The sequence below is a fragment of the Mesorhizobium sp. Cs1321R2N1 genome (assembly GCF_037179725.1).
Lineage (GTDB): Bacteria > Pseudomonadota > Alphaproteobacteria > Rhizobiales > Rhizobiaceae > Mesorhizobium > Mesorhizobium salmacidum.
In genome coordinates this window covers 16,395-41,042 of the sequence record NZ_JAPYKP010000023.1, presented here as the reverse complement: position 1 = coordinate 41,042, position 24,648 = coordinate 16,395, and the positions used below count along the sequence as shown (strand labels likewise).

Sequence of the window (24,648 nt, the reverse complement as noted above, 5' to 3'; positions counted from 1 at the left end):
GGTCCTCGATGTGACAGCATGGCACTGGAAAATTTAAATCGATTAGAATATATCAGCCGCGTACTCGCGACCGGCGTCACAGCGGACAGACCATGACCAGCCAGATCATCCCCGTCGACCCTTTCGACTTCATCATCTTCGGCGGCACCGGCGACCTGTCGGAGCGCAAGCTGCTGCCGTCGCTCTACTATCGCCAGCGCGACCATCAATTCTCCGAGCCGACGCGCATCATCGGCACGTCGCGCTCGAAAATGAGCGACGAGGAGTTCCAGGCCTTCGCCAGGCAGGCGATTTCGGACCACGTCAAGCCGGCCGATATAGATGCCAAGGAGTTGAAGACCTTCCTGGCGCGGCTTTCCTATGTCCCGGCCGATGCGACGAGCGGCGCCGGCTTCGACAAGCTGAAAAAGGCGATTGGCGAAAGCGACCACATCCGCGCCTTCTACCTGGCCGTGGCGCCGGCGCTGTTCGGCGATATCTCGCACAAGCTCAAGGAGCACAATCTGATCACGCCGAATTCGCGCATCGTGCTGGAGAAGCCGATCGGCCGCGACCTCGCCTCGGCGCAGGCGCTCAACGACCTGGTCGGCGACGACTTCCATGAAAGCCAGATTTTCCGCATCGATCATTATCTCGGCAAGGAGACGGTGCAGAACCTGATGGCGCTGCGCTTTGCCAATGCGCTCTACGAGCCGCTGTGGAACTCCGCCCATATCGACCACGTGCAGATCACCGTCGCCGAGACCGTCGGCCTGGAAGATCGCGTCACCTATTACGATAAAGCCGGTGCGCTGCGCGACATGGTGCAGAACCACATGCTGCAGCTGCTTTGCCTGGTCGCCATGGAAGCGCCGTCGTCGATGGACGCCGACGCCGTGCGCGACGAGAAGCTGAAGGTGTTGCGGGCGCTGAAGCGCATCAACGGCAATGAAGCGCCGAAGCACACCGTGCGTGGCCAGTATCGTGCCGGTGCGTCGGCGGGCGGACCGGTGAAAGGTTATGTCGAGGAACTCGGCAAGGACAGCGACACCGAGACCTTCGTCGCCATCAAGGCCGAGATCGGCACCTGGCGCTGGGCAGGTGTTCCGTTCTATCTCAGGACCGGAAAGCGGTTGGCGACCCGGGTTTCTGAAATCGTCATCGAGTTCAAGCCGATCCCGCATTCGATCTTCGGCGACAGCGGCGCTGGGCCGATCTTCGCCAACCAGTTGGTCATTCGGCTGCAGCCGGACGAAGGCGTCAAACAGTTCATCATGATCAAGGATCCAGGCCCGGGCGGCATGCGGCTGCGCCAGATCTCGCTCGACATGAGTTTCGCGCAGTCTTTCGACGGCCGCGCGCCCGACGCCTATGAACGGCTGATCATGGATGTCATCCGTGGCAACCAGACCCTGTTCATGCGTCGCGACGAGGTGGAGGCCGCCTGGAAGTGGATTGACCCGATCCAGAATGCCTGGGAAGGCGCCAAGCAGGAAGCACAGGGCTATACGGCAGGCACATGGGGGCCGTCAGCCTCGATAGCGCTGATCGAACGCGACGGGCGGACATGGCACGAGAGCAATTGAACAGCGCCAGCTATAACTGGAATGCCTTTGCCGACCGTCCGCAACTGGCCTCGGCGCTGGCTGCAAAGGTGGCCGATCGCCTAACGAGGGCGATCGACCGGCGCGGCAGGGCGTTTCTGGCTGTCTCCGGCGGCACGACGCCGGCAAAATTCTTTGCCGATCTCTCCGCAGCGCCGATCGCCTGGGACAAGGTGATCGTGACGCTGGTCGACGAACGCTTCGTGCCGGCCTCCTCGCCGCGATCGAATGCCGGGCTGGTGGCCGCGAACCTGCTGCAGAACGCGGCCAAGGCCGCCCGTTTCGTTCCGCTCTACCACGAGGCGGCCGGCATCGAGGATGCCGCGACATCCGACGATGCGGCACTGCGATCCCTGCCCTGGCCGCTCGACGTCGTGGTGCTCGGCATGGGACCAGACGGGCACACCGCCTCGTTCTTTCCTGACGCCGACGATCTGCCGAAGCTGCTCGACCCGGCCTCCGACAGGATGATCCTGCCGGTCCATGCCAAAAGCGCCGGAGAGCCGCGGCTGACCCTGACGCTCGCCCGCATCATCGATGCGGATTTCCTCGCCTTGCACATAGAGGGCGAGGACAAGCGTGTCGCCTTCGACAACGCTGTCGCGCCCGGACCGCGCAAGCCGATCCGCGCCGTGCTCGACGCATCGCCCAAACCCGTGGAGGTTTTCTGGGCGCCCTGATTTCAAGTTTACAGATGGTCCCGGCAACGGCGGGAGGATGTTTCCGGGACCTCGGCTGAAAGGACTGATGCCATGACCGCAAGACGCGATATCGAAGCCATCACCGAGCGGATACGCCAGCGCTCCAAACCGGGCCGAGAGCGTTACCTGAGCCGTATCGCCGAAGCGTCGAACCAGACCGCCAACCGGTCGGTGCTGTCCTGCGGCAATCTTGCCCACGGCTTCGCGGTGTGCAGCCCCTCGGAAAAGCTGGCGCTCGGCGCCGACAAGGTGCCCAATCTCGGCATCATCACCTCCTATAACGACATGCTGTCGGCGCATCAGCCCTTCGAGACCTTCCCCGCCCTGATCAAGCAGGCCGCGCACGAGGCCGGCGGCATCGCCCAGGTCGCCGGCGGCGTGCCGGCGATGTGCGATGGCGTGACACAAGGCCAGCCCGGCATGGAGCTGTCACTGTTTTCGCGCGACGTGATCGCCATGGCAGCCGCGATCGGCCTGTCGCACAACATGTTTGACGCCGCCGTCTATCTGGGCGTCTGCGACAAGATCGTGCCGGGACTGGTGATCGCCGCACTCACCTTCGGCCATCTGCCGGCAGTGTTCATCCCGGCCGGGCCGATGACGACAGGCCTGCCCAACGACGAGAAGGCCAAGGTTCGCCAGCTCTATGCCGAGGGCAAGGCAGGTCGCGCCGAACTCTTGGAAGCCGAGTCCAAGTCTTACCATGGGCCGGGCACCTGCACCTTCTACGGCACGGCGAACTCCAACCAGATGCTGATGGAGATCATGGGCCTGCACACGCCGGGCGCGTCCTTCGTCAATCCAGGCACGCCGCTGCGTGATGCCTTGACCCGCGAAGCGACGAAGCGGGCGCTGGCGATCACCGCACTCGGCAACGCCTATACGCCTGTCGGCCGGATGATCGACGAACGCTCGTTCGTCAACGGCGTCGTCGGCCTGCACGCCACCGGCGGCTCGACCAACCACACCATCCACCTGATCGCCATGGCGGCGGCCGCCGGCATCGCGCTGACCTGGCAGGACATTTCCGATCTCTCGGAAGCGGTGCCGCTGCTCGCGCGCGTCTATCCGAACGGCCTTGCCGACGTGAACCATTTCCACGCGGCGGGCGGGCTCGGCTTCCTGATCCGCGAACTGCTCGATGAAGGCGTCCTGCACGAGGATGTGCAGACGGTGTGGGGCGAAGGCCTGCGGCCCTATGCGGTCGAGGCAAAGCTCGGCGCCGACGGCGGCGTGCTGCGCGAGGCTTCGCCGCGCATAAGCGGCGACGAAAAGGTGCTGGCGCCGTTCAACAAGGCGTTCCAGCCGACGGGCGGGCTGAAAGTGCTGGCGGGCAATCTCGGCCACGCTGTCATCAAGACCTCCGCCGTCAAGCCGGAGCGACGCGTCATCGAGGCGCCGGCCAAGGTGTTCGATAGCCAGCAGGGGCTGAACGACGCCTTCAAGGCCGGCACGCTCACCGGTGATTTCATCGCCGTCATCCGCTTCCAGGGGCCGAAGGCGAACGGCATGCCGGAACTGCACAAGCTGACCACCGTGCTTGGCATCCTGCAGGACCGCGGTCAGCGTGTCGCGCTGGTCACGGACGGACGCATGTCGGGCGCCTCCGGCAAGGTGCCGGCGGCGATCCATGTGACGCCGGAAGCGGTCGAGGAAGGACCGATCGCGCGGATCCATGACGGCGACGTCATCCGCCTCGACGCCGATGCCGGCACGCTGGAGGTGCTGGTGCCGGGGACCGAGCTCGCGCTGCGCCGCACAGCCGAAGCCGACCTGATCGGCAACGAGTTCGGCTTCGGCCGCGAGCTGTTCGCCGGTTTCCGCCAATTGGTAGGCCGCGCCGATCACGGCGCCGGTGCGTTCGGAACCGCCTGACGCATTCTGTACGGCATGAAAAAGGGCGGCTCGTGGCCGCCCTTTTGCTGGTCGAAATCGCGAGCCTTATTGCACCGTCAATTCAACCCGCTCGCCAGCCTTCACGGTCACGGTGCCTTCCTTCTTGCTGTTGTCCGACTTCTCCGAGACCACCGCGTAGTCGCCCGCCGCTATCGCGGCCTGATACTTCTCGTCATAGGCGTAGCCGATCGACTTGCGATTGCCATTGATGTCCTTCTTCGTCTCGAAAATCTCGATCTTGGAGGTGCCGGGCGCCGTAATAGCCAGCACGCCGGCATCCATGGCGACCTTGAGGTCCTGGAACTCGCCGAGCTTGACGCTGAAAGGCTGTTCCACGACCGCGAGGTCAACCGTCGCGATCAACACATAGTCATCCGGCGGCAGGTCGAACTTGCTGTCGGGGCCATAGGCATACGTGACCTCGTCGCGGGTGCCATCGATCTTCTTCTTGGCCTTGAGCACCTTGAAGCCGATGCCTGAACCATCGGCCTTGTCGCCTCCGGCCGCATAATATGCGTTGGCAACGACATGGCCGACGCCGACGATGATGTCCTTGTCGATCACCCTGCCGGCAGCGAGCGGAATCGTTTCGGTAGCCACGCCCTGTCCGATCGTGACGGTCACTTTCTCGTCGCCGGCCGGCAACACGACTTTCGTGTCTCCATAATAGGTCGGGGGGTTGCCGACGCCCGGATAGGCGATCACGACAGCCGCCCCGCTCACGACATCCGCACCTTGGCTGGGGCGCGGATGCAGGATGAGCGTGCCGGCATTCAAGGTGAAAATCGGTTTATAGACCTGGCCTGCCTCGATCCTGACCTTCTGCTCCACCTTGGCTTCGCCGTCGCGCGCGACGATGATGTAGTCGCCCGGTTCCAGATTGGCTTTGTAGTCGCCGTATTCGGTGGTGATGTTGTCGCCGCGCGTGCCGTCCGATTTGGCCTTGTAGACTTCCCAGGCATTGCCGTCGGTGACGGGATCGCCGCCCTCGGCCAGCACAACGGTCGGCATGAAATTGAACTCGGACTTCGCCGGCTCGGGCGCTGGTGCCGGTGCTGGCTCGAGCGTCGGTGCCGGGGCCGCCACAGTCTCGACCAGCGCTTCCTGCAGCGCCTTCTCGTCGGATGCCTGGATGTATTTGCCGCCGGTGTTGTCGGCGAGGCAGGCGATCTGCTTGCCTTCGTCGGCGGTCAGGCCGAAGCCGACGACATCGGCGGTGAAATCGACGCCGGAGGCTTCGAGTTCCTTGCCAAGCGCACAAGGATCGCCGCCGCAGGTTTCGAGCCCGTCGGTGATGAGGACGACGGTCGCCTTGTCCTCGGTGTATCTCAGCGCTTCGGCCGCCTGCTTGACGGCTGCCGTCAGCGGCGTCTTGCCGAGGAACTTCATACTGTCGGCGGCCGCCGAGATGGCGCTTGCCGAGCCCGCCTGAGGCGGCACGATAAGCTGGATGTCGTCGCAGCTGCCTTTCTCGCGATGGCCATAGGCCATGAAGCCGATCTCGTCGGCGGCGGGAACCGATTGAAGCACGGTCCTCAGCGATTCGCGGGCGATTTCGAGCTTGGGCTTGCCATCGATCTGCGCCCACATCGATCCCGACGCGTCGAGGATGATGATGACCTTGTTGGCGGCAAAGCCGAATGTCGTCGTCGACAAAAGGAGGATCGCCGCAGCGAAGCTCCGCGCAAGTATCGCCATCGAAATCTCCTGAATAGCCACCCCGTCCGCCGGCTGAAGCTATTTGAGCGCGTGCCGGGACACAAGCCATCGCTGTCAACGAAGCTCGCATAGGCTCTGCGTACTTAATTCAGTATGTGGTGCGGCGCTCTTCCGAGGGCGGGCGGCCAAATTGCAGCCGATAGCTCTGGGCAAAATAGGAGTGCGAGGTGAAGCCGGTCGCGATCGCCACGTCGAGGATCGGCATGTTGGTCTGACGCAGCAATTCGCGGGCCCGCTCCAGCCGAAGCCGCATATAGTAGCGCCCGGGCGTGACGTTGAGATGGCGCAGGAACAGCCGCTCCACCTGGCGCACCGAAAGGCCCGCCGACTTGGCGAGCTGTACCGCCGACAGCGGCTCGTCGAGATGGTCGGCCATCAGTTCGACGATGCGCCTGAGCTTCTCCGACTTGCCCGTCAGGTCACGCTCCGGCCCGACGCGCTGGCGGTCTCCGGCGGAGCGGATGCGCTCGTGCTGAAACTGGTTGGCGACGCCATTGGCGAGGTTGGAGCCGAAATCGCCGCGCACGATCTCCAGCATCAGGTCGATCGAGGTGGTGCCGCCGGCGCAGGTGTAGCGCTTGCGGTCGATCTCGAAGACATTGCCCGTGCAGTTGATGTCGGGAAAGCGCTCGACGAAGCCGGCGCGGTTTTCCCAATGGATGGTGCAGCGATAGCCTTCGAGTTGGCCGGCCTCGGCCAGCAGGTAGGATCCGACCGACAAGGCACCCAGCGCGTTGCCGCGCCGGCCCCAGCTGCGCAAGGCCGCCAGAACCTTGCTCTTGCCCGGAAATTCCGTCGTCAGGCCGACCGAGACGAAGAGTATGTCGACCGGCGGCAGATCGGCGACGGCGTAGTCGATCTTGAGCGGCAGGCCGTTGGAGGCCATCACCGGATCGCCATCGGCGGACACCGTCGTCCAACCGTAGAAATCGCGACCGAGCAGGCGGTTCGCCGACCGGAACGTGTCGATCGCGGCGGCCAGCGAGAACATGGAGAACTTGTCGACCAGCAGGAAAGCGAACTGCCGGCCTCCTTGAACGGGATCATTCGTGACCGGCCGTTCCGGGGAAATAGTGGGATTCGGCAAAGCTGCGGCTTTCAGGGTCAACCCGGGCTCAGAAGGAAGGCCGCTTCAATCCGGCCGCAAGGTAGGCCGAAGCTAATGTATTGGCCATCAGCATGGCAATGGTCATCGGCCCGACACCGCCGGGCACCGGGGTAATCGCGCCCGCCGCCTTTGCCGCTTCGGCATAGGCGACATCGCCGACGAGACGTGACTTGCCTTCGCCCTTCTCGGGCGCGGGAATGCGGTTGATGCCGACATCGATGACGGTGGCGCCAGGCTTGACCCAATCACCCCTGATCATTTCCGGCCGGCCGACGGCGGCGACAAGGATGTCGGCCGTGCGGGCAAGCGCCGGCAGGTCCTTGGTGCGGCTGTGGGCGATGGTGACGGTGCAGTTGGCGGCAAGCAGCAGGTTAGCCATCGGCTTGCCGACGATGTTGGAGCGGCCGACGACGACCGCGTTGAGGCCAGACAGGTCCTTGCCGCGCACGCGCTCGATCAGGAGCATAGAGCCGGCGGGCGTGCAGGGAACGAAGGCCGTGTCGAGTTCGCCGGTGCCGAGCTTGCCGACATTGATGAAATGGAAGCCGTCGACATCTTTCTGCGGCGCGATGGCCTGGATGATCTTGCCGGCATCGACATGGGCGGGCAGCGGAAGCTGGACCAGGATACCGTTGATGGCCGCGTCGGCGTTGAGCTCGGCGATGAGCTTGAGCAGTGCCGCCTCTGACGTCTCGGCCGGCAGCGTGTGCTGAAGCGAGTGAAAGCCACATTCCTTGGCGGTGCGGGATTTGGAAGCGACATAGACCTGGCTTGCCGGATCCTCGCCGACGATGACCACGGCCAGACCTGGCTTGGCCTTGCCCTTGGCAACCAGCTCGGCGGTCAGCGCCTTGACCGATCGCACCACGTCTTCGGCAACGCTCTTTCCGTCAATCACTTCGGCCATGGACCACCCTCAATGTCGTTCCGCCCAACGCCGCTTTCGTGAACACAATGCAGCGGCGCAGGCAATCTGCAGCGCGGCATTGTCACGAAAATACAAGCTCGCAATCCCGTCAAAGCGCCTTCCCATGCCGTTTACGCGAAACCGGCACGGTTTTGTTCGGCCTCCGCAACCTATCTGGTGGCTCAGAAGTAGCGGCGACGGGTGCGGCTTTCCGTGAGTTGGCGGACCGCTTCGTGGAATTCGCGCAGGCTGGCGCGAATCTCTTCGACCGATGGTTGTTCGCCACCCTCCTTGACCGGGATCGGCCTCGCATGCGGGGCGGCTGGTGGCTGCGTCGGAGCGGGCGGCGGCGGGTACGGCATCTGCGCCGCATAGGGTCCCGCCGTGGCTTGCGTATGACCCGCCTGCGACCAGGGCTGCGCCGGAGGATAGCCCATCGGCTGCGCATAGGGGGAGGATGGCAAGGGCGGAGCTGGATGCAGTCCCCATTGCGGCATCAGGGGCGAGCGCGAGGGCGACGCCATTTGCCGCCCATACCCGGCCTCGGGGCCTGGCTGGAAAGGTGACTGCGAATAATCCAGGCCGGCCGCCTGCCGAGGTCCGAAACCAGGCTTCGGATACGTAGGGAATATCGGAACGTTGGCCGGCCGTCCGTTGTCGGCGAAGGCGGGTAGGCCGAACTCGCTGGACAGGTCGTCGGCTTCGGCCGACGGCTTGCGGGACATGGCCTTGCGCAATCTCGATATGAGTGCGCCGATCCTTCCGGGGCTTTCGTCCGTACCGCCATTGGAGGACGGGCCGGCTCTGCCGGTTGCGCGGGATCCGGTTGCATCATGAGCGCGACCCGCCGCTGGAGGTTCTTCCGGCGCCAGCCTTGCGCGCGGCAGATCGGGTGGCAGATCGCTGGTGCCGATCTGTCCCCGCGAACGCCAGGCGTCGTCGGCTTCAAACGGCTGCTCCTCGTCAGGGGGGAACCGCGAAGCCTCACCGGCGACAGACTGCGGCGGGCTCGCCTTCGTCTCGCGCCGGGAACGGGCCAGGCGATGTCGGGTGGCGGCATCCTCGCGCCATGAGGGGTCCGCGCGGTCTCCTATCGACACCAGCGACGCGTCGTCCTCGCCACGCAAGGCCTCGCCAAGCGCCAGCAAGGAGCGCTCGCGCTTCCAGTCCTCACGGTTTTTCCTGTCGACCATTGTCGTGGAGCTTTACTCTTTAGTCGCTTGGCGGCGGCGGTCGGCCATCCATTAAGTCACGCTAAACAGGCATGGGAAACAAAAGGTTAATTTGCGGAGGATGATGGCAGGAATTCACGCCATGGTTGCGGTAACTTTCAACACATCTGAAGGCTTCAGAACCGTGCTGATGGGTATCCCTGCCCTTTGCTTGGCGACCTATCTCATCGCACAGTTGCGCGACTACATGCGCATTCCGCTGCGCAAGGAGAACAGCTATCTCGGCGATTGCTTCATGATGGTGGTGCTGTTCACCGCACTCAACGCCGATCGCGGTGCGCATGCCCGTCCAGCGGTCCTGAGAGGGCTTCCCCACCGATCCGCGAGCGTCTATGTCATGGCCTTTCCTAGGAGGGCTCTCGATGACGATCAGGCTTGTTCTCGCCGGCTGCGGCAATATGGGTTACGCCATGCTCTCGGGCTGGCTGAAGTCCGGCAAGCTTGCACCCTCGGCGGTTTTCGTGGTCGAGCCCAATGGAGACCTGCGCCAGCGCGCGGCGACTCTGGGCTGCGGTACGGCGGCGGAAGCCGGAGGTATTCCGGCGGATGCCGTGCCTGAACTCGTCGTCATCGCCGTGAAGCCGCAGGTGATCCGTGATGTCACCGCCGCCTACAAGGGCTTCGGCGACGGCCGCACCACTTTTGTAAGCATCGCCGCCGGCACGCCCGTCGCTACCTTCGAGCAGGTCCTGGGCAACCGTGCGCCGATCGCGCGCTGCATGCCCAACACGCCGGCTGCCATCGGCAAGGGCATGATGGTGGTGTTTTCCAATCCCCTGGTTTCCGGAGACACCAAGCGTTTCGTCGCCGACCTCTTGTCGGCCAGCGGCGAAGTGACCACCATCGATGACGAGAGCCTGATGGATGCGGTGACCGCCGTGTCCGGATCGGGTCCGGCCTACATCTTCCATTTCATCGAGGCACTGACCGTTGCCGCCGAGAAGGCCGGGCTCCCGACGGCAACCGCCAAGCTGCTTGCCATGCAGACCGTCTACGGCGCCGCATCGCTCGCCGCCGAAAGCCACGAGGATCCGGGTGTGCTGCGCCAGCAGGTGACCAGCCCCAACGGCACGACGGCGGCCGCGCTTGGCGTGCTGATGGGCGAGGACCGGCTGACAAACCTGCTCACGCAAGCGGTGGAAGCGGCGCGACTAAGGTCGATCGAACTGGGCAAGTAGAGCGGACATCTCGCTAGGCAAGATCCGTGTGCGAAAAGTCGTTGCCTTTGTAGAGCAACGCCGAGCCGTGGCTCTTTGCGCAAGCGTAGGACAGGCAATCGGCAAGATTGAGCTGCGCGGGATGCCCACGTCCCTTTCCGTAGTCCGAAAACGCCCGGATAGCCAATTTGGCATCGCCGGCATCGATCGGCACAATGTCGATTTCGGCCTCGCGCAGAAGCGCCTCTATCGCCATTTCCGCGACCACCGGTTCGACTGCAAGCATCGTAGAAAGCCGCATCGACGCTTCGGGCACAACCAGCGCGGACGTAATCTTGTGAGGTGCAGCCGCGATCCGATCGCTCCACTCGCCGGCATCCCCTTCTCCCGAAAGAATTGCGACGATCACGGAGGTGTCGACGAACATCAGGGATGTCCCCACATGTCGTCAATTTCGTCCTTGTTCACAGGTCGGCCGCCGGGGCCGGCTTTGGCTTTAAGTTCATCAGCTATGGCAGCCAGCCGTTTCGCCAGAGGTATGTGTCCGCTTTCCCGTTTCAATTCAGACTCAAGCGCTTCGATAACCGCTTCGGTCATCGAAATCTTGCGTTTGGCTGCGAGCCGCTGCGCCAGTTCACGTGCGCGCGGGTCCCTAATCTGGAGGTTCATTGGCCGATCCTCAGCGACATTTGCCACTACAATGTAGTCCATTTGTCATGACGGCGCCACAACGACCTATTTTTCGTACAGCATCTCATCTTGCAGCCGGCGCAGCGCAAACAACCTGGTCTTCTGGTCGGGCGCTGCATTGTCGGCGGTCAGCAACTCGCCTTTCCTGACCGGTTTCAGCACCTTGCCGCCCTCGAGCAGGCCGACCGGGACGGCGTGTTGGGCGCGGGCTTCGCCGACGGTCATGGTCCAGGAGCGATAGCAGGTTTCGCCGATCGCATCGAAGGTGTCGCCGGCGGCGAGATCGCGCTTGGCAACGGCGCAGACCTCGGCGACCGGCCTCGGCAGCGGCACCATGTCGGGCTTGCCGAACAGCACGATGCGGGCCGCTGTCAGCGGCACTTCCAACGAGGTCAGGTGATATGGTCGAAACAGGCTGTAATAGGGGCCATGGCCGATATGCAGGTCATCCATGCGCTCGATGATGCGCGGATGCGTCGCCTCGACGATGACGAAGACACCAGGCGCCACACCCTTGCCGATCGTGTAATCGACGACGCCCTTTTTCAGCAGGAGGCCACCGTCCTCGCGCGGGATCAGCACCTTGACGAGGTCGTCGCGGTCGGCCTTGGGGCCGTGCATGCCAGGCACGTCGGGCACCAGTCCGGTCGCATTGGCGATGGCGCACATCTCGACCATGGTCTTGGAGCCATCGACGAACTCGACCAGCATGCGGGGGTTCATGTTGCGGCGGGCCGCCTCGTCGCGATAGTCGTCGGGCACGGCATCATGGTTGAGCGGGTTGTTCTTGCCCTTGCCGGCCGAGACGATGGTCAGGCCGAGTGCGGACGCGAACTCGATCAGTTCCATGCAGCTTGACGGCTCGTCGCCGGCGCCGACCGAATAGACGACGCCAAGCCGGTCGGCCTGCTGCTTGAGATAGCAGCCGATGGTGACGTCGGCCTCGACATTCATCATCACCAGATGCTTGCCGTGCTCCATCGTCATCAGGTCGAAATCGGCGGCAACGCCCGGCTTGCCGGTGGCGTCGATGACCACGTCGATCAGTGGATTGGTGACCAGCATCTCGTTCGAGGTGATGGCGATCCTGCCGCTTTCGATGGCGTCTGTGACTTTCGATGCCGTGTCGGCTTCGACCGCCATCGCCTCATCGCCATAGGCGATGCGGATGGCGTCACGCGCGGTGTGCGGGCGCCGGGTCGAGACGGCGCAGACCGCAATGCCCGGCATCAGCATGCCTTGCGTGACCAGGTCGGTGCCCATTTCGCCCGAGCCGATGACGCCGATGCGCACGGGGCGGCCCTCGGCGGCGCGCCTGGCGAGATCGCGGGCAAGTCCCGTCAAAGCGACATTGGTCATGCAGGGAATGTCCACAGCTTCTTGATTTGGGGCCGAATTAGCAGGGACTGGTTCCCTGTGCCAACGAAACCACTCGCGACCGGCGATTTCCAACGGAATCGCCGGGAAAATCCGCTTTCGCCGCGAATTATTGGCCCAGGGTTGCGAATTGACATTGTCGTGACGGCTTCAAACCACCCTGACGTAGCTCGTCATGCCTGATTTCTGATGCTCGATGATGTGGCAGTGCAGCAGCCAGTCGCCGGGATTGTCGGCGACGAAGCCCAGGCTCACCTTCTCATTGGGTTGGATGAGATAAGTGTCCGAAATCAGCGGCTGCACCGGACGCGTCGAGGATGACAGCACCTTGAAGCTCATGCCATGCAAATGCATCGGATGCGATTGCGGCGTCAGGTTCTCCATGTCGATGATGTAGCTTTTGCCAAGCTTCAGTTCGGCCAAAGGCGCGGTCGGATCGGGCGTATCGCCCGGCCACGGCACCTTGTTGATGGCCCAGAAACTGTAGCCGAGCGAGCCGCAGATGCTGTCGCTCGGGACGTTCTCCGCCGTGGCGCTAAGCGCCAGCGAAATGTGCTGGGCGGTAGTGAGATCGATCTCGGCCACCGGATTGGCCTCCAGCGGTGCGAGATCGCGGCTGTCGCGTTTGAGGGAAGCTCCAACCGCGCGCAGCGTCGCCAAGGCTTTCGGCTTGGTGCCCCTGACGTCCCGCAAGGTCACAAGCGCGCCCTCGTCGTCGGGCATGCGGACAGCGAGTTCCAGACGCTGACCGGGTCCGATCAATAGGGCGTCGGGTGCAAAACGCTGCGGCACCGGGTTGCCGTCCAGCGCGATGACATCAGCTTCGGCGCCGTCGACGCGAAAGGCGTAGATTCGGGTGACATCGGTGATTGCAACGCGCAGCCGCACCAACCCGCCGGCCGGCGCGTCATATTGCGGCTGGTCGAGCCAGTTCGCCGTGCGCACCGTACCGTAGGTGCCGGTCCTGGCCGCATCGCGCGGTCGGAACTGGTCGATGAACTGAGCGTCGTCGCCAAGGCGCCAGTCGCGCAGGTTGAGGACAAATTCGGCGTCGAATTTCGGATCGTTCGGGTTTTCGACCACGATCACACCGGTCAGGCCGTGCCCCATCTGCTCCAGCGTGTTGCAATGCGGATGATACCAGAAGGTGCCGGCGTCGGGCGGCGTGAAGGCATAGTCGAAATGGTCGCCGGTGTAGACGTAAGGCTGCACCAGGAAGGGCACGCCATCCATCTTGTTCGGCAGGCGAATGCCGTGCCAGTGGATGGTTGTCGGATCATCGATGGCGTTGACCAAGCGCGCGGCAAAAGGCTCGCCCTTTTTCATCCTGATCACCGGAGGCATGCCGGCGTTGCCGTAGGTCAGCACATCCCTGGTCTGGCCGACATCCATCAGTTTGGCCTGGATTTTCGCGGTCCGCAGCACCACCGGTTCAGGCGTGGTCGCGGCCCAGCCGCCAATCCTGCCGATCGCGGCAAGCCCAAAACCGCTCGCGCCAGCGATGGCGGCGGTTTTGAGAAGTGCGCGGCGTGTGATCATGATGCGCTCCAACGGAAAAGCTGACTAGCCTCCACATCTTTTGCCGTTCATAGCCGGACTGGCACCCGTTTGCCAACGACACCGGTCAGGACGGCGGCTTCTCGCTTGCCAGTGAACGGATGCGCTCAAGCTTTGTTATTTGAAGCTGGCGATGGGCAGGAATTTTACCGCCGAGCCGGTGAAGCGGCGGTGGTCGGACGTCCGTCGTCGTGGCTGGAATCCATCGAGATAGACCTGCTCCGGCGCCGTGCGGATGAAATTGGCGGCAATGATGGTCGCCGTTGTCGAGCCGGTTCGGCCGGCGATGCGCCGACCTGTCTCAAGCGGCACAATGACGGCGGTGGCTTCGGGATCGAGACCTGGCTGGACGCGGTCGGCCTTGGGGCTGGTCCTGATGCGATCTTCGGGTTTCGATGCGGGGAGTGCAACCCGCTGGCCGGCCAGCGGATCGAGACCGTCGTCGGTGTGATGCATGGCCAGCAAGGCACCGATTGCATCGGCAGGTTTGGCCGCCGCCGGCTGACGCGCGGGGCCAGTCTGGCCTTCGGGTCGCCATGTCGGGACAGGGATGTCGAGCGCCAGCATGTCGGCACCAGCAATCGCGGGAGCGGCATTCATCTTGGCCAAGGGAATTTCGGCGCCGGTCGCCGCCGGTTCAGCCGCCGTGGATGCGCTGGCTACGCCGAACGGCACGGTTTGCGGGGTTGGAATGCTGGCAGCGAGCCCGGCGCGCGGTGCGAAGGCGGGTACCGGCACCGTGCCGGGCGCCATCGCCATGACAATCGCTTCCGGCGTCTTCGCGGGTGTTTCTTCAGCCGGATCGGCGGAAGCCATCCGGATGTCCGCCCGCTGCGCCGCCTCCGGCGCCACGATAGCGATGCCCTGTCCGGCCGCCTTGGCTTCACCAGCCGTCTTGGGTTCACCAGTCATCTTGGGTTCACCAGCCATCTTGGGTTCAGCGGACTTGGCCGAGTTGCGTGGCGCAGGCGCCGCTTGCGCGGCATCGTCGGCTTCGTCCGCGCCGGGCCCGCCCAAAAGCGTTGCCAGCAGACCACGCGCCGGCTTGCGCTGGCCGTTGTCGACGCTTGCCAGCTCGATGCTGGGCGCGCCGGCGGCCTTGCGGGATTTGTAGGCGGCAAACGCCTGGTCGTAGCCAGGCAGCGGCCTGCCGTCGGTCGGCACATGCAGCGTATTGCCGTTCGGGAAGACCCTGGCCAGTTCCTGGCGGCTGATGCCCGGCCAATGCCGCACATTGCCGACATCCATGTGGATGAAGGGCGAACCGGAAGTCGGATAATAGCCGACGCCGCCGCCCTGCATCTTCAGGCCGATGTCGCGCAGCTTCTTCAGCGGCACATCCGGCAGGAAGAAGTCCATGGCGCGGCCAACAATATGCTGGCTTTCCCGGGCCACCCCTTTCGAGCGGCCGCGCAGCATGGCGTTGGTCGCCGGCGAGCGATAGGCGCTGACCACATGGATATAGGCTGTGGAGCCGCTGGCGCGGTAAGCCTGCCAGACCAGGTCGAGCAGACGCGGATCCATCCTGGTTGGTTCGTTGCGGCGCCAGTCGCGCAGCATGAAATTGATCTTCTTCAGTCCCGCCTGATCGTAACGCCCGTTGCGCTTGAAGACGATCTCGGCCTTCTCGCCCGTATGGAGATGCTGAATTCGCAGAGAGCGCGTTTCGGCGAACGCATCGGTGATGCACATGCAGAAGAAAGCGACCATGAAGGCCGGCAACCGGGTCCACCAGCGGAAACCGCCGGGCGCGTTCTGTTGGCTTTCAATCACGCTCATGCCTTGCACATCGTTCCTGTTTCGGACGATTTGAGGTCTTCGCCGGATGCGGAGCCTTCTTTTCAGCACCTCCCCGGCGATGGCTTGACCAGGCGAACAGGCAGCCATCCCACAACACGTCTGTCGAAGAACAGCATCTTGGTTAATGAATCGTGTCATGCCGAGCATGCGTTTCGACTGGAGATTGCCGAAGGCCCGCCTTTGGGGAAGCCACGTTGTCTTCCGGCTGAACGCGCCAACGGCAGATGCCATCGCACTGTAGCTGGCGGCTGCCGATTGGTTCGGACAGACCTGAAATGCCAGCGTGACGGGTGGTTTCGAGCAGCGCCGCAAGGGCGCCTTCTCGTTAGACTACATTGCCGACCGGATTCTCGGCCGGGGCAAGTAACAACCCAATGATTCGTGGATATCCCTGGCACTTCGAGGGCAGCAGCGGGGAATGCAATCGCGACTGGAAGCCGGCTTTCGAGCAGCGCCATTTTGAACGCTGGTCCTCTCCTGTCCCATTTCAGCACTAAGGTGCTGGTATTGTTCTTGCATCGGACAGATTGCCGGTTGATCCCGGCCCTGGTCGCATGATCCGATCAGGTTGTAGGCTCGCCGGGCCAGATGGCGGGGTCTCCGCCCGGCGAGTTCTACCCATATCCGCCGTACCATTGACAGCGGCAGCGGCCCGACAGGCTGTCGAGGTGTATTCGACCGACCGTCGGGCCTGACCGGCTTGGGGTTCTTGTTGGGGGCCGGCGCGTCGACCGCCTCAGCGAAGCCGCTGGATGCGCTGGGACGTCGTCTAGGTGCCGCCAGCCGCGCCGCGACGCTGGGTCCCCGATCGCAGCATGGCTTAACCAGCCATCCGCAGACATCAGCGGGCGTGAACGGGCGGCCCAGCGGCGTGGGTGCTAGGGGGACTGGCAGCGTCAGGCCGCTGGGCCTAACCGGCGGGGCTTTGAGGAGCGGGCGGCACGCCGGCTGATTTAGAAATATACGCTCCTGCTAATAGACGCGGAACACATCAAAACGAACGAAGGAAGCAGCAAAAGGTGGAGCATAGGCCGGTGGCGAAGTATGTCACTAGCACGTCATCGGAAAGCAGGCCGGCGAACCTGTCACGGTATTTTCGAGCCTTGTCGCAATCGACGCTTGCCAATGCGTAGCGTCGATCACAGGCGCGAAGTTCCGAGTCAAACTCGACTTGAGACAGGTAGTCCCGGCTTGCGATTTGCGGAACTGTGAGCGGCAGCGCGTTCTGCTATTGTTATACGGTGCTGAAGGTCAGCAACAGCACCCGGGAGCTTCGATAAGGCTGTGTGGCGATCCGCGCCAAGGGGGTGCGCAATTCCGTCTGGCGATCCAGAAACGGGCGGAGGTCTTTCGGAATGACGAGCCGGGCGTAATAGCGACCGTCCCGAAAAAGCAGATATCGATTCCGTCCGGCCGCGAGATTCACGCCCTCTTGTTACGATTTTCGTAACGGAATAATGGGCGCAAGGCCTTGCTTGTCAAATGGTTGAGGGATTTCACCAAGATAGACTGGTGCTGCGAGAGAGGATTGAACTCTCGACCTCTCCCTTACCAAGGGAGTGCTCTACCACTGAGCTACCGCAGCCGCCGATGGCGGGCTTCTGCCATATCGAACCGGCAAGCGCAAGGCCAAGAACAACGCTTCTGTGAAAGCCTTTGCCGGATAGCTTTCCATGACATGGCGGCGCCACAATGTTGGCTATCCCTGAATGGCGGGTTGGCTGGTCGCCAACCGGGGCGGGATGATGAACGACAAGACAAATCCACCGAAAAGCAGCGAAACAACCCGCAAGAGCCGGCTCGCCGAGCAGTTGCGTGCCAATCTGCAGAAGCGCAAGGCGCAGTCGCGCTCGCGCCGCACAGGTGAGGCCGACCAACGGCCCGACGGGCTCGGCGCGGCCAAGGAAATGAAGAAAGATTAACTCAAATCGGCTACTCTTGGGCCGGGGTGGGCGAAATCCTATTTCTTGAACCAGCCTAATTCTTGAACCAGATTGGTCAATGGTCTAGACGGGCCGATACACTCAAACGGTTGAACCGGCCTTTTCTGGCTGAGAGGGACATTCTCTAATGGATCGCATCAGAATTGTCGGCGGCAACAAGCTTGCCGGAAGCATTCCGATCTCGGGCGCCAAAAACGCCGCTCTGCCGCTGATGATCGCCTCGCTTTTGACCGACGATACGCTGACACTCGAAAACGTGCCGCATCTGGCCGATGTCGAGCAACTCATCCGCATCCTCGCCAATCACGGCGTCGACTATTCGGTCAATGGCCGACGCGAGAAGCAGAATGAGGGCTATTCGCGCACCATCAACTTCTCCGCCCGCAACATCGTCGATACCACCGCCCCTTACGAGCTGGTGTCCAAGATGCGCGCCTCGTTCTGGGTAATCGGGCCGCTGCTGGCCCGGATGGGCGAGGCCAAGGTCTCGCTGCCCGGCGGCTGCGCCATCGGCACGCGTCCGGTCGATCTGTTCCTCGAAGGCCTGCAGGCGCTGGGCGCCGATATTGATGTCGATACCGGCTATGTCATCGCCAAGACCCGGAATGGCCGCCTCGTCGGCAATCGTTACGCCTTCCCCAAGGTCTCGGTCGGCGCCACCCATGTGCTGATGATGGCGGCATCGCTCGCCAAGGGCGAGACGGTGCTCGAAAACGCCGCCTGCGAGCCCGAGATCGTCAACCTCGCCGAATGCCTCAACGCCATGGGCGCCAGGATTTCCGGCGCCGGCACGCCGACCATCACCATCGACGGCGTCGAAGCGCTGTCGGGGGCGCGCGTGCGCGTCATCCCCGACCGCATCGAGACCGGCACCTATGCCATGGCTGTGGCGATGACCGGCGGCGACGTCGTGCTCGAAGGGGCGCGGCCGGAGCTGCTGCAGACGGCGCTCGACGTGATTTCCCAGACGGGCGCGGAGATCACGCAGACCAATTCCGGCATCCGCGTGAGGCGCAACGGCGCCGGCATTTCGCCGGTCGATGTGACGACGGCGCCCTTCCCGGCCTTCCCGACCGACCTGCAGGCGCAGTTCATGGGCCTGATGACCATGGCCAAGGGCAAGTCGCGCATCACCGAGACGATCTTCGAAAACCGCTTCATGCACGTCCAGGAACTGGCTCGGCTCGGCGCCCACATCACGCTTTCGGGCCAGACGGCGATCGTCGACGGCGTGGCGAAGCTGAAAGGCGCGCCGGTCATGGCGACCGATCTTCGCGCTTCCGTCTCGCTGGTCATCGCTGGCCTGGCGGCCGAAGGCGAGACCACGGTCAACCGGGTCTACCATCTCGACCGCGGTTTCGAGCGGCTGGAGGAAAAGCTTTCCAATTGCGGCGCGGTGATCGAGCGTATTTCGGCTTAACGATCCGCGGTCGCTTGGCGAAATCATCGGCGAAGCGTCCTTCTCCCGCCACTATACAGGGAGAAGTGCCGGCAGGGCCGATGAGGGGTGTGCAAAACCTGAGGCAATTGCCTCTGGCAGCATTCCTGGCGCGGTTGCACCGATCGGAAAGACCGCCTAACAGAAAGGCTGGTTGCCAATCCCTAGGTGTGAAATCCGCATGGCCTTAAAACTCATCGCGCTCGACGACCAGGATCTGAGCATCGTCTCGGCCCATCTCCAGGACGCCGTCATGAAGGTCTCGGACCTCGAATTCCTGCCCAAGGCCAAGCGTTTCGTGCTGACCATGAACCGTTTCGTATGGGAGGCCAAATCCGGCCTGTTTCGCCAACACAATGAGCGGCGGCAGGCCGTGTTGCATTTCGACCGGGTGCTGGGCGCCAAGACCAACGGCATCGCCCGCGACAAGCCGGCCGAAATCCTCTCCCTGCTGGCGATCAGCTTCATCGAGATCAGCAAGCCCGCGGGCATCGTCGAACTGATCTTTTCGGGCGGCGGCACGATCATGCTCGATGTCGAATGCATCGAGGCTCGCCTTGCCGATATTGGCGGCGCGTGGGAAGCCACGTCGCGCCCCATACACAGGGCTTGAGCATACGATGGCCATCACGCTTCGCCAGTCCGACGCCGATTTCGAGCAGCGTTTCGCCGCGTTCCTCCTGACCAAGCGCGAGGTATCGGCCGATGTCGACGCCGTGGTGCGCGACATCATCGCGCGCGTGCGTGCCGAGGGCGACGCGGCACTGATCGACTACACGAAGAAATTCGGCGGAGGCGACCTCGCCAAGCTCGGCGTTGCCGTCTCGGCGGAAGACATCGCCGACGCCTATGCCGAGGCCGATCCGGCCACGGTCGAGGCGCTGAAATTCGCACGTGACCGCATCCGGTCCCATCACCAGCGGCAAAAGCCGCAGGATGAACGCTACACGGATGCCGCCGGCGTCGAGCTCGGCTCGCGCTGGACCGCGATCGAGGCGGTCGGGCTCTATGTGCCGGGCGGCACGGCAAGCTATCCGAGCTCGGTGCTGATGAACGCCGTGCCGGCCAAGGTAGCCGGCGTCGAGCGCATCGTCATGGTCGTGCCGGCACCGCACGGCATCGTCAACCCGCTGGTGCTGGTGGCGGCGGATATATCAGGCGTCTCCGAAATCTACCGCGTCGGCGGCGCGCAGGCGATCGCGGCACTTGCCTATGGCACGCAGACGATCAAGCCGGTGGCCAAGATCGTCGGCCCCGGCAACGCCTATGTCGCGGCGGCCAAGCGGCGGGTGTTCGGCACTGTCGGCATCGACATGATCGCCGGGCCGTCGGAGGTGCTTGTGGTGGCCGACGGCGGCAATGATCCGGAGTGGATCGCGGCGGACCTGCTTGCCCAGGCCGAGCATGACGTGTCGTCGCAGTCGATCCTGATCACCGACGATCTGGCTTTCGGCAAAGCGGTCGAACATGCGGTCGAACGCCAGCTGCAGAGCCTGCCGCGCGCGGAAACGGCGGCGGCGAGCTGGCGCGATTTCGGTGCGGTGATCGAGGTCGAAACAATCGAGGCGTCGCTGCCGCTGGTCGACCGCATCGCCGCCGAACATGTCGAGCTGGCCATCGACGATGCCGAGGGCTTCCTCGCAAAGATGCGCAACGCGGGCGCGGTTTTTCTCGGCCGCCACACGCCCGAGGTCATCGGCGACTATGTCGGCGGCTCCAACCATGTGCTGCCGACGGCGCGCTCGGCGCGCTTCTCGTCGGGCCTTTCCGTGCTCGACTTCGTCAAGCGCACCTCGGTCCTGAAGCTCGGGCCGGAGCAGTTGCGCATGCTGGCACCGGCGGCGATCGCACTCGCTCAGGCGGAAGGGCTCGACGCGCATGGCCGCTCTGTCGCCATACGTCTGAACATGTAGGCCGGCATGACGGGCCACGATCAAACCCGCGCAAAACTGATCGATATCGAACTCGATGAATCGATCGGCCGTTCGACGCCCGATGTCGAGCATGAGCGGGCGGTGGCGATCTTCGACCTGATCGAGGAGAACAGCTTTAAGCCTGTCAACGACAGCGGTACAGGTCCTTACCGGCTGAAGCTGTCGCTGGCCGAGTCCCGCCTGGTCTTTGCCGTGGCGCGCGAGGACGGCGCCGCCGTCGTCACCCACATCCTGTCGCTGACGCCGCTCAGGCGCATCGTCAAGGACTATTATATGATCTGCGAGAGCTATTACGACGCCATCCGCTCCTCGACGCCGAGCCACATCGAGGCGATCGACATGGGCCGCCGTGGCCTGCACAATGAGGGCTCGCAGACACTGATGGATCGGCTCTCCGGCAAGATCGACATCGACTTCGACACGGCGCGACGGCTGTTCACGCTGGTCTGCGTGCTGCACTGGCGGGGCTGATCCTGGTCGCCGGCGCCCTGCCCCGCTCGGTCCTGTTCCTGTGCGGCATGAATGCCGTGCGCTCGCCAATGGCCGAGCAGCTGGCGCGCCGGATGCTTCCCGCTACCATTTTCGTCGCCTCGGCGGGTGTGCGCGCCGGCGAGCGCGACCCGTTCGTCGATGCCGTGCTTGCCGAGGACGGTCTGACGCTGGGCGAACGCCATCCACGGACGCTGGACGATCTCGAGGACGACTATTTCGACCTGATCGTGACACTGGCGCCGGAGGCGCACCATGCCGCGCTCGAACTCACCCGCTCGCTTGCCGTCGAGGTGGAATACTGGCCTACGCCGGACCCGACCGGTGCCGACGGCACGCGTGAACAGATCATGGCCAGCTATCGCGACGTGCGCGAGCGGCTGAAGTTGCGCATAAGCCGACGTTTTTTGCTTCCCGAAGCAAAAAACGCGACGGATTAAGCGTGTTCACAAGCGCACGATTATCATATAGGTTCCGCCGAAATTCCGGCTGGAGTCGGATGATTTCAGGTCTGTCCGACCTGAAATCATCCGACTCTAGGTCAAAGAAGTAGAGCATGATGTCGTCGGAAAACCGCTTCACACTTTTCGGCATCATGCTCTAGGCGCCGGAACTGCCATCCAAGCAAAGGTATCGAATGCCGAAGGAAGAAGTCCTCGAGTTTCCGGGTATCGTCACGGAATTGTTGCCCAACGCGATGTTCAGGGTAAAGCTCGAAAACGAACACGAGATCATCGCCCATACGGCCGGCCGCATGCGCAAGAACCGCATCCGCGTGCTGACCGGCGACAAGGTTCTGGTCGAGATGACGCCATACGACCTGACCAAGGGCCGCATCACCTACCGTTTCAAGTAAGATCAAGACCCGAGCGCGATGAGCATTTTGCATAAGCTGGTGCTTGCCTCGGGTTCGCCGCGTCGCATCGAACTCTTGCAGCAGGCCGGCATCGAGCCGGACCGCATCCTGCCAGCCGATATCGACGAAACGCCGCTGCGTGCCGAGCATCCGCGCTCGCTGGCCAAACGGCTGTCGAAGGAAAAGGCCGAGAAGGCGTTCGCGTCGCTGAAGGCCGAGACCGACTATGCGCCAAGCTTCGTGCTGGCGGCCGACACGGTGGTCGCCGTCGGGCGGCGCATCCTGCCCAAGGCCGAGACACTGGATGACGCCGCCAACTGTCTCGGGCTGTTGTCCGGCCGTTCGCACCGGGTTTATTCCGGCATCTGCCTGATCACGCCAGGGGGCAAAATGCGCCAGCGGCTGGTCGAGACGCGGGTGCGTTTCAAGCGGCTGCCACGCGAGGAAATCGACGCCTATGTCGCCTCGGGCGAATGGCGGGGCAAGGCCGGCGGCTATGCCGTCCAAGGTCTCGCCGGCGCCTTCGTCGTCAAGCTCGTCGGCTCCTACACCAATATTGTCGGCCTGCCGCTCTATGAGACGGCGGCGCTGCTGTCGGGCGAAGGTTTCAAGACCCATCAAAACTGGTTGTCCGTGCGACCATGAGCCCGGACGACAAAGTCACGCCACTGCGGCCCAAGCGCCCTTGCCCCGAATGCGGCAAGCCGTCGGCGCGCGAGACCTATCCGTTCTGCTCGACGCGCTGCAAGGACATCGACCTCAACCGCTGGCTGAAGGGCGCCTATGTCATCTCCGCTCGCGACGACGAGGAAGAACCGGACGCCGACGAGCCGAAATGAAGCCAGGGCCAAAATGAAGCCAGCGCCGCCGGTCAGGCGGCCTGGTTCTTGCGATCACCACGCGCCCAGGCCGGAAGCCAGTCGCCGTGGGCGGCCAGGAGATCGTCAACCAGTGACCAGATCTGGTCGAGGTCGAGTTCGGCCGCCGTGTGCGGGTCCATCATCGCCGCGTGATAGATGTGTTCGCGGTTTTCCGTCATCAGCGCCCGCACCGTCAGTTCCTGCACGTTGATGTTGGTACGGATCAGCGCCGTCAATTGCGGCGGCAGGTCGCCTATGTAGGTTGGCTGGATGCCGGACGCGTCGACAAGGCACGGCACTTCGGCCGCGCAATCGCGGGGCAGCGAGGTGATGCAGCCATTGTTGCGGACATTGCCGTAGATCACCGACGGCTCGCCGGTCCAGACCGAATTCATGATCGAGGAGGCATACTCCTTGGACTCCTCGACCTCGATACGTTGGGCCGAGCTATACGCCTGCGCCTGGTCCTTCCAGCGCTCGATCTGCTCGATGCAGCGCTTGGGGTATTCATCGAGCGGAATGCCGTATTTCTCGATCAAATCGGGGCGGCCGTCCTTGATGAAATAGGGCGTGTATTCGGCAAAATGCTCCGAGCTTTCGGTGACGAAATAGCCCAGCCGCGTCAGCATCTCGTAACGCACCTTGTTGGGGCAGCGCGGGTTCCAGCCGGGCTTCGGCGCGCGGCCTTCGCGATAGGCGCGCACGAGATCGGGATAGAGGTCGCGGTAGGATCCGTCCGGCTGGCGATGCTCGAACTTCAGGTAGAAGGCCATGTGGTTGATACCAGCCGAGCGGTAACGAATCTCGTCGTAGGGAAGGTCGAGGTCGTGCGCCAGTTCCATCGCCGTGCCTTGCACCGAGTGGCACAGCCCGACCTGCCTGATCTCGGGATATTTCTCTGAGATCGCCCAGGTGTTGATCGCCATCGGGTTGACGTATTGCAGCATGATCGCCCGCGGGCAGACCGCAAGCATGTCCTCGCAGATCTTCCACAGATGCGGCACGGTCCTCAGGCCCCGCATGATGCCGCCGACGCCGAGCGTATCGGCGATCGTCTGGCGCAGCCCGTATCTCTTCGGCACCTCGAAATCCGTGACGGTGCAGGGCTCATAGCCGCCGATCTGGAAGGCGACGACGACGAAATCGGCGCCCGCCAGCGCCTTGCGCTGGTCCGTGTAGGTCTCGGCCTTCGCCTTGACGCCGAGTGTGGCGATCAGCTTGTTGACGACGACGGCGCTTTCTTCCAGCCGCTGCGGATTGATGTCCATCAGCGCGATCGTGGCGCCCGAAAGTGCCGGGCGCTGCAGCACGTCGCCGACGATGTTCTTCATGAACACCGTCGAACCGGCGCCGATGAAAGTGATCCTGGGATGTCTTGCCAATGTAACCTCCGGCATGTGT

Annotated in this window: 23 protein-coding genes, 1 tRNA gene and 1 pseudogene; 14 read left to right on the top strand and 11 right to left on the bottom strand. The window is 63.5% G+C overall.

Features of this window, described 5'->3' with window-relative positions:
- Positions 1 to 92 precede the first annotated feature (92 nt).
- From zwf to edd, 3 genes are all read left to right on the top strand, one after another.
- Positions 93 to 1,565: a glucose-6-phosphate dehydrogenase gene (zwf, locus tag O7A61_RS09160; RefSeq protein ID WP_027144797.1), complete on the top strand. Its 1,473-nt coding sequence runs from the start codon at positions 93 to 95 to the stop codon at positions 1,563 to 1,565.
- Positions 1,547 to 2,263: a 6-phosphogluconolactonase gene (gene pgl / locus O7A61_RS09155; protein WP_337107288.1), complete on the top strand. Its 717-nt coding sequence runs from the start codon at positions 1,547 to 1,549 to the stop codon at positions 2,261 to 2,263. The genes zwf and pgl overlap by 19 nt, the downstream gene beginning before the upstream one ends.
- Before the next feature lie 72 nt (positions 2,264 to 2,335).
- The gene (gene edd, locus O7A61_RS09150; protein WP_337129433.1) at positions 2,336 to 4,159 is read left to right on the top strand and encodes a phosphogluconate dehydratase; all 1,824 of its coding nucleotides are present in this window, start codon (positions 2,336 to 2,338) and stop codon (positions 4,157 to 4,159) included.
- Between the two features lie 66 nt (positions 4,160 to 4,225).
- Here edd and O7A61_RS09145 read toward each other — a convergent pair whose 3' ends face one another.
- The 4 genes from O7A61_RS09145 to O7A61_RS09130 form a co-directional block, all read right to left on the bottom strand.
- Complete coding sequence (locus tag O7A61_RS09145) at positions 4,226 to 5,878, bottom strand: vWA domain-containing protein (protein WP_337129432.1); 1,653 nt, start codon at positions 5,876 to 5,878, stop codon at positions 4,226 to 4,228.
- 109 nt (positions 5,879 to 5,987) lie between these two features.
- On the bottom strand, positions 5,988 to 6,986 hold the full coding sequence (locus O7A61_RS09140; RefSeq protein ID WP_032922464.1) for a GlxA family transcriptional regulator: 999 nt from the start codon (positions 6,984 to 6,986) through the stop codon (positions 5,988 to 5,990).
- A gap of 28 nt (positions 6,987 to 7,014) precedes the next feature.
- Positions 7,015 to 7,914 carry a bifunctional methylenetetrahydrofolate dehydrogenase/methenyltetrahydrofolate cyclohydrolase FolD gene (gene folD / locus O7A61_RS09135; protein WP_337129431.1) on the bottom strand — a complete coding sequence of 300 codons (900 nt, stop codon included), beginning with the start codon at positions 7,912 to 7,914 and terminating at the stop codon, positions 7,015 to 7,017.
- Positions 7,915 to 8,096: 182 nt separating this feature from the next.
- Positions 8,097 to 9,107: a hypothetical protein gene (locus tag O7A61_RS09130; protein WP_337129430.1), complete on the bottom strand. Its 1,011-nt coding sequence runs from the start codon at positions 9,105 to 9,107 to the stop codon at positions 8,097 to 8,099.
- A gap of 163 nt (positions 9,108 to 9,270) precedes the next feature.
- Here O7A61_RS09130 and O7A61_RS09125 point away from each other — a divergent pair.
- Both O7A61_RS09125 and proC read left to right on the top strand, forming a co-directional pair.
- Positions 9,271 to 9,414: pseudogene (locus O7A61_RS09125) on the top strand (O-antigen ligase family protein); the annotation flags it as partial.
- Between the two features lie 94 nt (positions 9,415 to 9,508).
- Positions 9,509 to 10,324: a pyrroline-5-carboxylate reductase gene (gene proC, locus O7A61_RS09120; protein ID WP_337129429.1), complete on the top strand. Its 816-nt coding sequence runs from the start codon at positions 9,509 to 9,511 to the stop codon at positions 10,322 to 10,324.
- 13 nt (positions 10,325 to 10,337) lie between these two features.
- On the opposite strand, the gene O7A61_RS09115 is transcribed toward proC, so the two are convergent.
- The 6 genes from O7A61_RS09115 to O7A61_RS09090 all read right to left on the bottom strand — a co-directional run bounded on the left by O7A61_RS09115 (position 10,338) and on the right by O7A61_RS09090 (position 17,312).
- Positions 10,338 to 10,730 (bottom strand): type II toxin-antitoxin system VapC family toxin, encoded by a 393-nt coding sequence (locus O7A61_RS09115; protein WP_337129428.1) that lies wholly within the window; start codon positions 10,728 to 10,730, stop codon positions 10,338 to 10,340.
- Positions 10,730 to 10,972, bottom strand: a complete 243-nt coding sequence (locus O7A61_RS09110; protein WP_337129427.1) for a type II toxin-antitoxin system VapB family antitoxin — start codon at positions 10,970 to 10,972, stop codon at positions 10,730 to 10,732. The genes O7A61_RS09115 and O7A61_RS09110 overlap by 1 nt, the downstream gene beginning before the upstream one ends.
- Before the next feature lie 66 nt (positions 10,973 to 11,038).
- Positions 11,039 to 12,352, bottom strand: coding sequence for an NAD(P)H-dependent oxidoreductase (locus tag O7A61_RS09105; protein WP_337129426.1), 1,314 nt, complete (start codon positions 12,350 to 12,352; stop codon positions 11,039 to 11,041).
- 168 nt (positions 12,353 to 12,520) lie between these two features.
- Positions 12,521 to 13,909: a multicopper oxidase family protein gene (locus O7A61_RS09100; RefSeq protein ID WP_337129425.1), complete on the bottom strand. Its 1,389-nt coding sequence runs from the start codon at positions 13,907 to 13,909 to the stop codon at positions 12,521 to 12,523.
- A 135-nt stretch (positions 13,910 to 14,044) separates the two neighbouring features.
- Entirely contained in the window at positions 14,045 to 15,706 is a 1,662-nt protein-coding gene (locus O7A61_RS09095; protein WP_337129424.1) for a DUF882 domain-containing protein, read from the bottom strand.
- Positions 15,707 to 17,237: 1,531 nt separating this feature from the next.
- Positions 17,238 to 17,312: transfer RNA gene (locus O7A61_RS09090), tRNA-Thr, on the bottom strand.
- Positions 17,313 to 17,469: 157 nt separating this feature from the next.
- On the opposite strand from O7A61_RS09090, the gene O7A61_RS09085 reads away from it, so the two are divergent.
- From O7A61_RS09085 to yacG, 9 genes are all read left to right on the top strand, one after another.
- Positions 17,470 to 17,649, top strand: coding sequence for a hypothetical protein (locus tag O7A61_RS09085; RefSeq protein ID WP_337129445.1), 180 nt, complete (start codon positions 17,470 to 17,472; stop codon positions 17,647 to 17,649).
- A 148-nt stretch (positions 17,650 to 17,797) separates the two neighbouring features.
- Complete coding sequence (murA, locus tag O7A61_RS09080) at positions 17,798 to 19,090, top strand: UDP-N-acetylglucosamine 1-carboxyvinyltransferase (RefSeq protein WP_337129423.1); 1,293 nt, start codon at positions 17,798 to 17,800, stop codon at positions 19,088 to 19,090.
- 199 nt (positions 19,091 to 19,289) lie between these two features.
- On the top strand, positions 19,290 to 19,721 hold the full coding sequence (locus O7A61_RS09075; RefSeq protein ID WP_127279571.1) for a DUF2948 family protein: 432 nt from the start codon (positions 19,290 to 19,292) through the stop codon (positions 19,719 to 19,721).
- Between the two features lie 7 nt (positions 19,722 to 19,728).
- Entirely contained in the window at positions 19,729 to 21,021 is a 1,293-nt protein-coding gene (gene hisD / locus O7A61_RS09070) for a histidinol dehydrogenase (protein WP_337129422.1), read from the top strand.
- Between the two features lie 6 nt (positions 21,022 to 21,027).
- Complete coding sequence (locus O7A61_RS09065) at positions 21,028 to 21,513, top strand: UPF0262 family protein (protein ID WP_337129421.1); 486 nt, start codon at positions 21,028 to 21,030, stop codon at positions 21,511 to 21,513.
- Positions 21,501 to 21,971 carry an arsenate-mycothiol transferase ArsC gene (locus tag O7A61_RS09060; protein ID WP_140504733.1) on the top strand — a complete coding sequence of 157 codons (471 nt, stop codon included), beginning with the start codon at positions 21,501 to 21,503 and terminating at the stop codon, positions 21,969 to 21,971. The genes O7A61_RS09065 and O7A61_RS09060 overlap by 13 nt, the downstream gene beginning before the upstream one ends.
- A 197-nt stretch (positions 21,972 to 22,168) precedes the next feature.
- Positions 22,169 to 22,387 carry a translation initiation factor IF-1 gene (gene infA, locus O7A61_RS09055; RefSeq protein ID WP_006329283.1) on the top strand — a complete coding sequence of 73 codons (219 nt, stop codon included), beginning with the start codon at positions 22,169 to 22,171 and terminating at the stop codon, positions 22,385 to 22,387.
- Positions 22,388 to 22,405: 18 nt separating this feature from the next.
- Positions 22,406 to 23,032, top strand: coding sequence for a Maf-like protein (locus O7A61_RS09050; RefSeq protein ID WP_337129420.1), 627 nt, complete (start codon positions 22,406 to 22,408; stop codon positions 23,030 to 23,032).
- Positions 23,029 to 23,226, top strand: a complete 198-nt coding sequence (yacG, locus tag O7A61_RS09045; protein WP_027146559.1) for a DNA gyrase inhibitor YacG — start codon at positions 23,029 to 23,031, stop codon at positions 23,224 to 23,226. Before O7A61_RS09050 ends, yacG begins: the two co-directional genes overlap by 4 nt.
- Before the next feature lie 32 nt (positions 23,227 to 23,258).
- Here yacG and O7A61_RS09040 read toward each other — a convergent pair whose 3' ends face one another.
- Positions 23,259 to 24,629: an alpha-glucosidase/alpha-galactosidase gene (locus O7A61_RS09040; RefSeq protein ID WP_337129419.1), complete on the bottom strand. Its 1,371-nt coding sequence runs from the start codon at positions 24,627 to 24,629 to the stop codon at positions 23,259 to 23,261.
- Positions 24,630 to 24,648 lie beyond the last annotated feature (19 nt).

Coding starts and splice junctions, on each gene's coding strand:
- zwf (WP_027144797.1), top strand. CDS start 93: ATGACCAGCCAGATCATCCCCGTCGACCCTTTCGACTTCATCATCTTC.
- pgl (WP_337107288.1), top strand. CDS start 1,547: ATGGCACGAGAGCAATTGAACAGCGCCAGCTATAACTGGAATGCCTTT.
- edd (WP_337129433.1), top strand. CDS start 2,336: ATGACCGCAAGACGCGATATCGAAGCCATCACCGAGCGGATACGCCAG.
- O7A61_RS09145 (WP_337129432.1), bottom strand. CDS start 5,878: ATGGCGATACTTGCGCGGAGCTTCGCTGCGGCGATCCTCCTTTTGTCG.
- folD (WP_337129431.1), bottom strand. CDS start 7,914: ATGGCCGAAGTGATTGACGGAAAGAGCGTTGCCGAAGACGTGGTGCGA.
- O7A61_RS09130 (WP_337129430.1), bottom strand. CDS start 9,107: ATGGTCGACAGGAAAAACCGTGAGGACTGGAAGCGCGAGCGCTCCTTG.
- proC (WP_337129429.1), top strand. CDS start 9,509: ATGACGATCAGGCTTGTTCTCGCCGGCTGCGGCAATATGGGTTACGCC.
- O7A61_RS09115 (WP_337129428.1), bottom strand. CDS start 10,730: ATGTTCGTCGACACCTCCGTGATCGTCGCAATTCTTTCGGGAGAAGGG.
- O7A61_RS09110 (WP_337129427.1), bottom strand. CDS start 10,972: ATGAACCTCCAGATTAGGGACCCGCGCGCACGTGAACTGGCGCAGCGG.
- O7A61_RS09105 (WP_337129426.1), bottom strand. CDS start 12,352: ATGACCAATGTCGCTTTGACGGGACTTGCCCGCGATCTCGCCAGGCGC.
- O7A61_RS09100 (WP_337129425.1), bottom strand. CDS start 13,909: ATGATCACACGCCGCGCACTTCTCAAAACCGCCGCCATCGCTGGCGCG.
- O7A61_RS09095 (WP_337129424.1), bottom strand. CDS start 15,706: ATGAGCGTGATTGAAAGCCAACAGAACGCGCCCGGCGGTTTCCGCTGG.
- O7A61_RS09085 (WP_337129445.1), top strand. CDS start 17,470: ATGATGAACGACAAGACAAATCCACCGAAAAGCAGCGAAACAACCCGC.
- murA (WP_337129423.1), top strand. CDS start 17,798: ATGGATCGCATCAGAATTGTCGGCGGCAACAAGCTTGCCGGAAGCATT.
- O7A61_RS09075 (WP_127279571.1), top strand. CDS start 19,290: ATGGCCTTAAAACTCATCGCGCTCGACGACCAGGATCTGAGCATCGTC.
- hisD (WP_337129422.1), top strand. CDS start 19,729: ATGGCCATCACGCTTCGCCAGTCCGACGCCGATTTCGAGCAGCGTTTC.
- O7A61_RS09065 (WP_337129421.1), top strand. CDS start 21,028: ATGACGGGCCACGATCAAACCCGCGCAAAACTGATCGATATCGAACTC.
- infA (WP_006329283.1), top strand. CDS start 22,169: ATGCCGAAGGAAGAAGTCCTCGAGTTTCCGGGTATCGTCACGGAATTG.
- O7A61_RS09050 (WP_337129420.1), top strand. CDS start 22,406: ATGAGCATTTTGCATAAGCTGGTGCTTGCCTCGGGTTCGCCGCGTCGC.
- yacG (WP_027146559.1), top strand. CDS start 23,029: ATGAGCCCGGACGACAAAGTCACGCCACTGCGGCCCAAGCGCCCTTGC.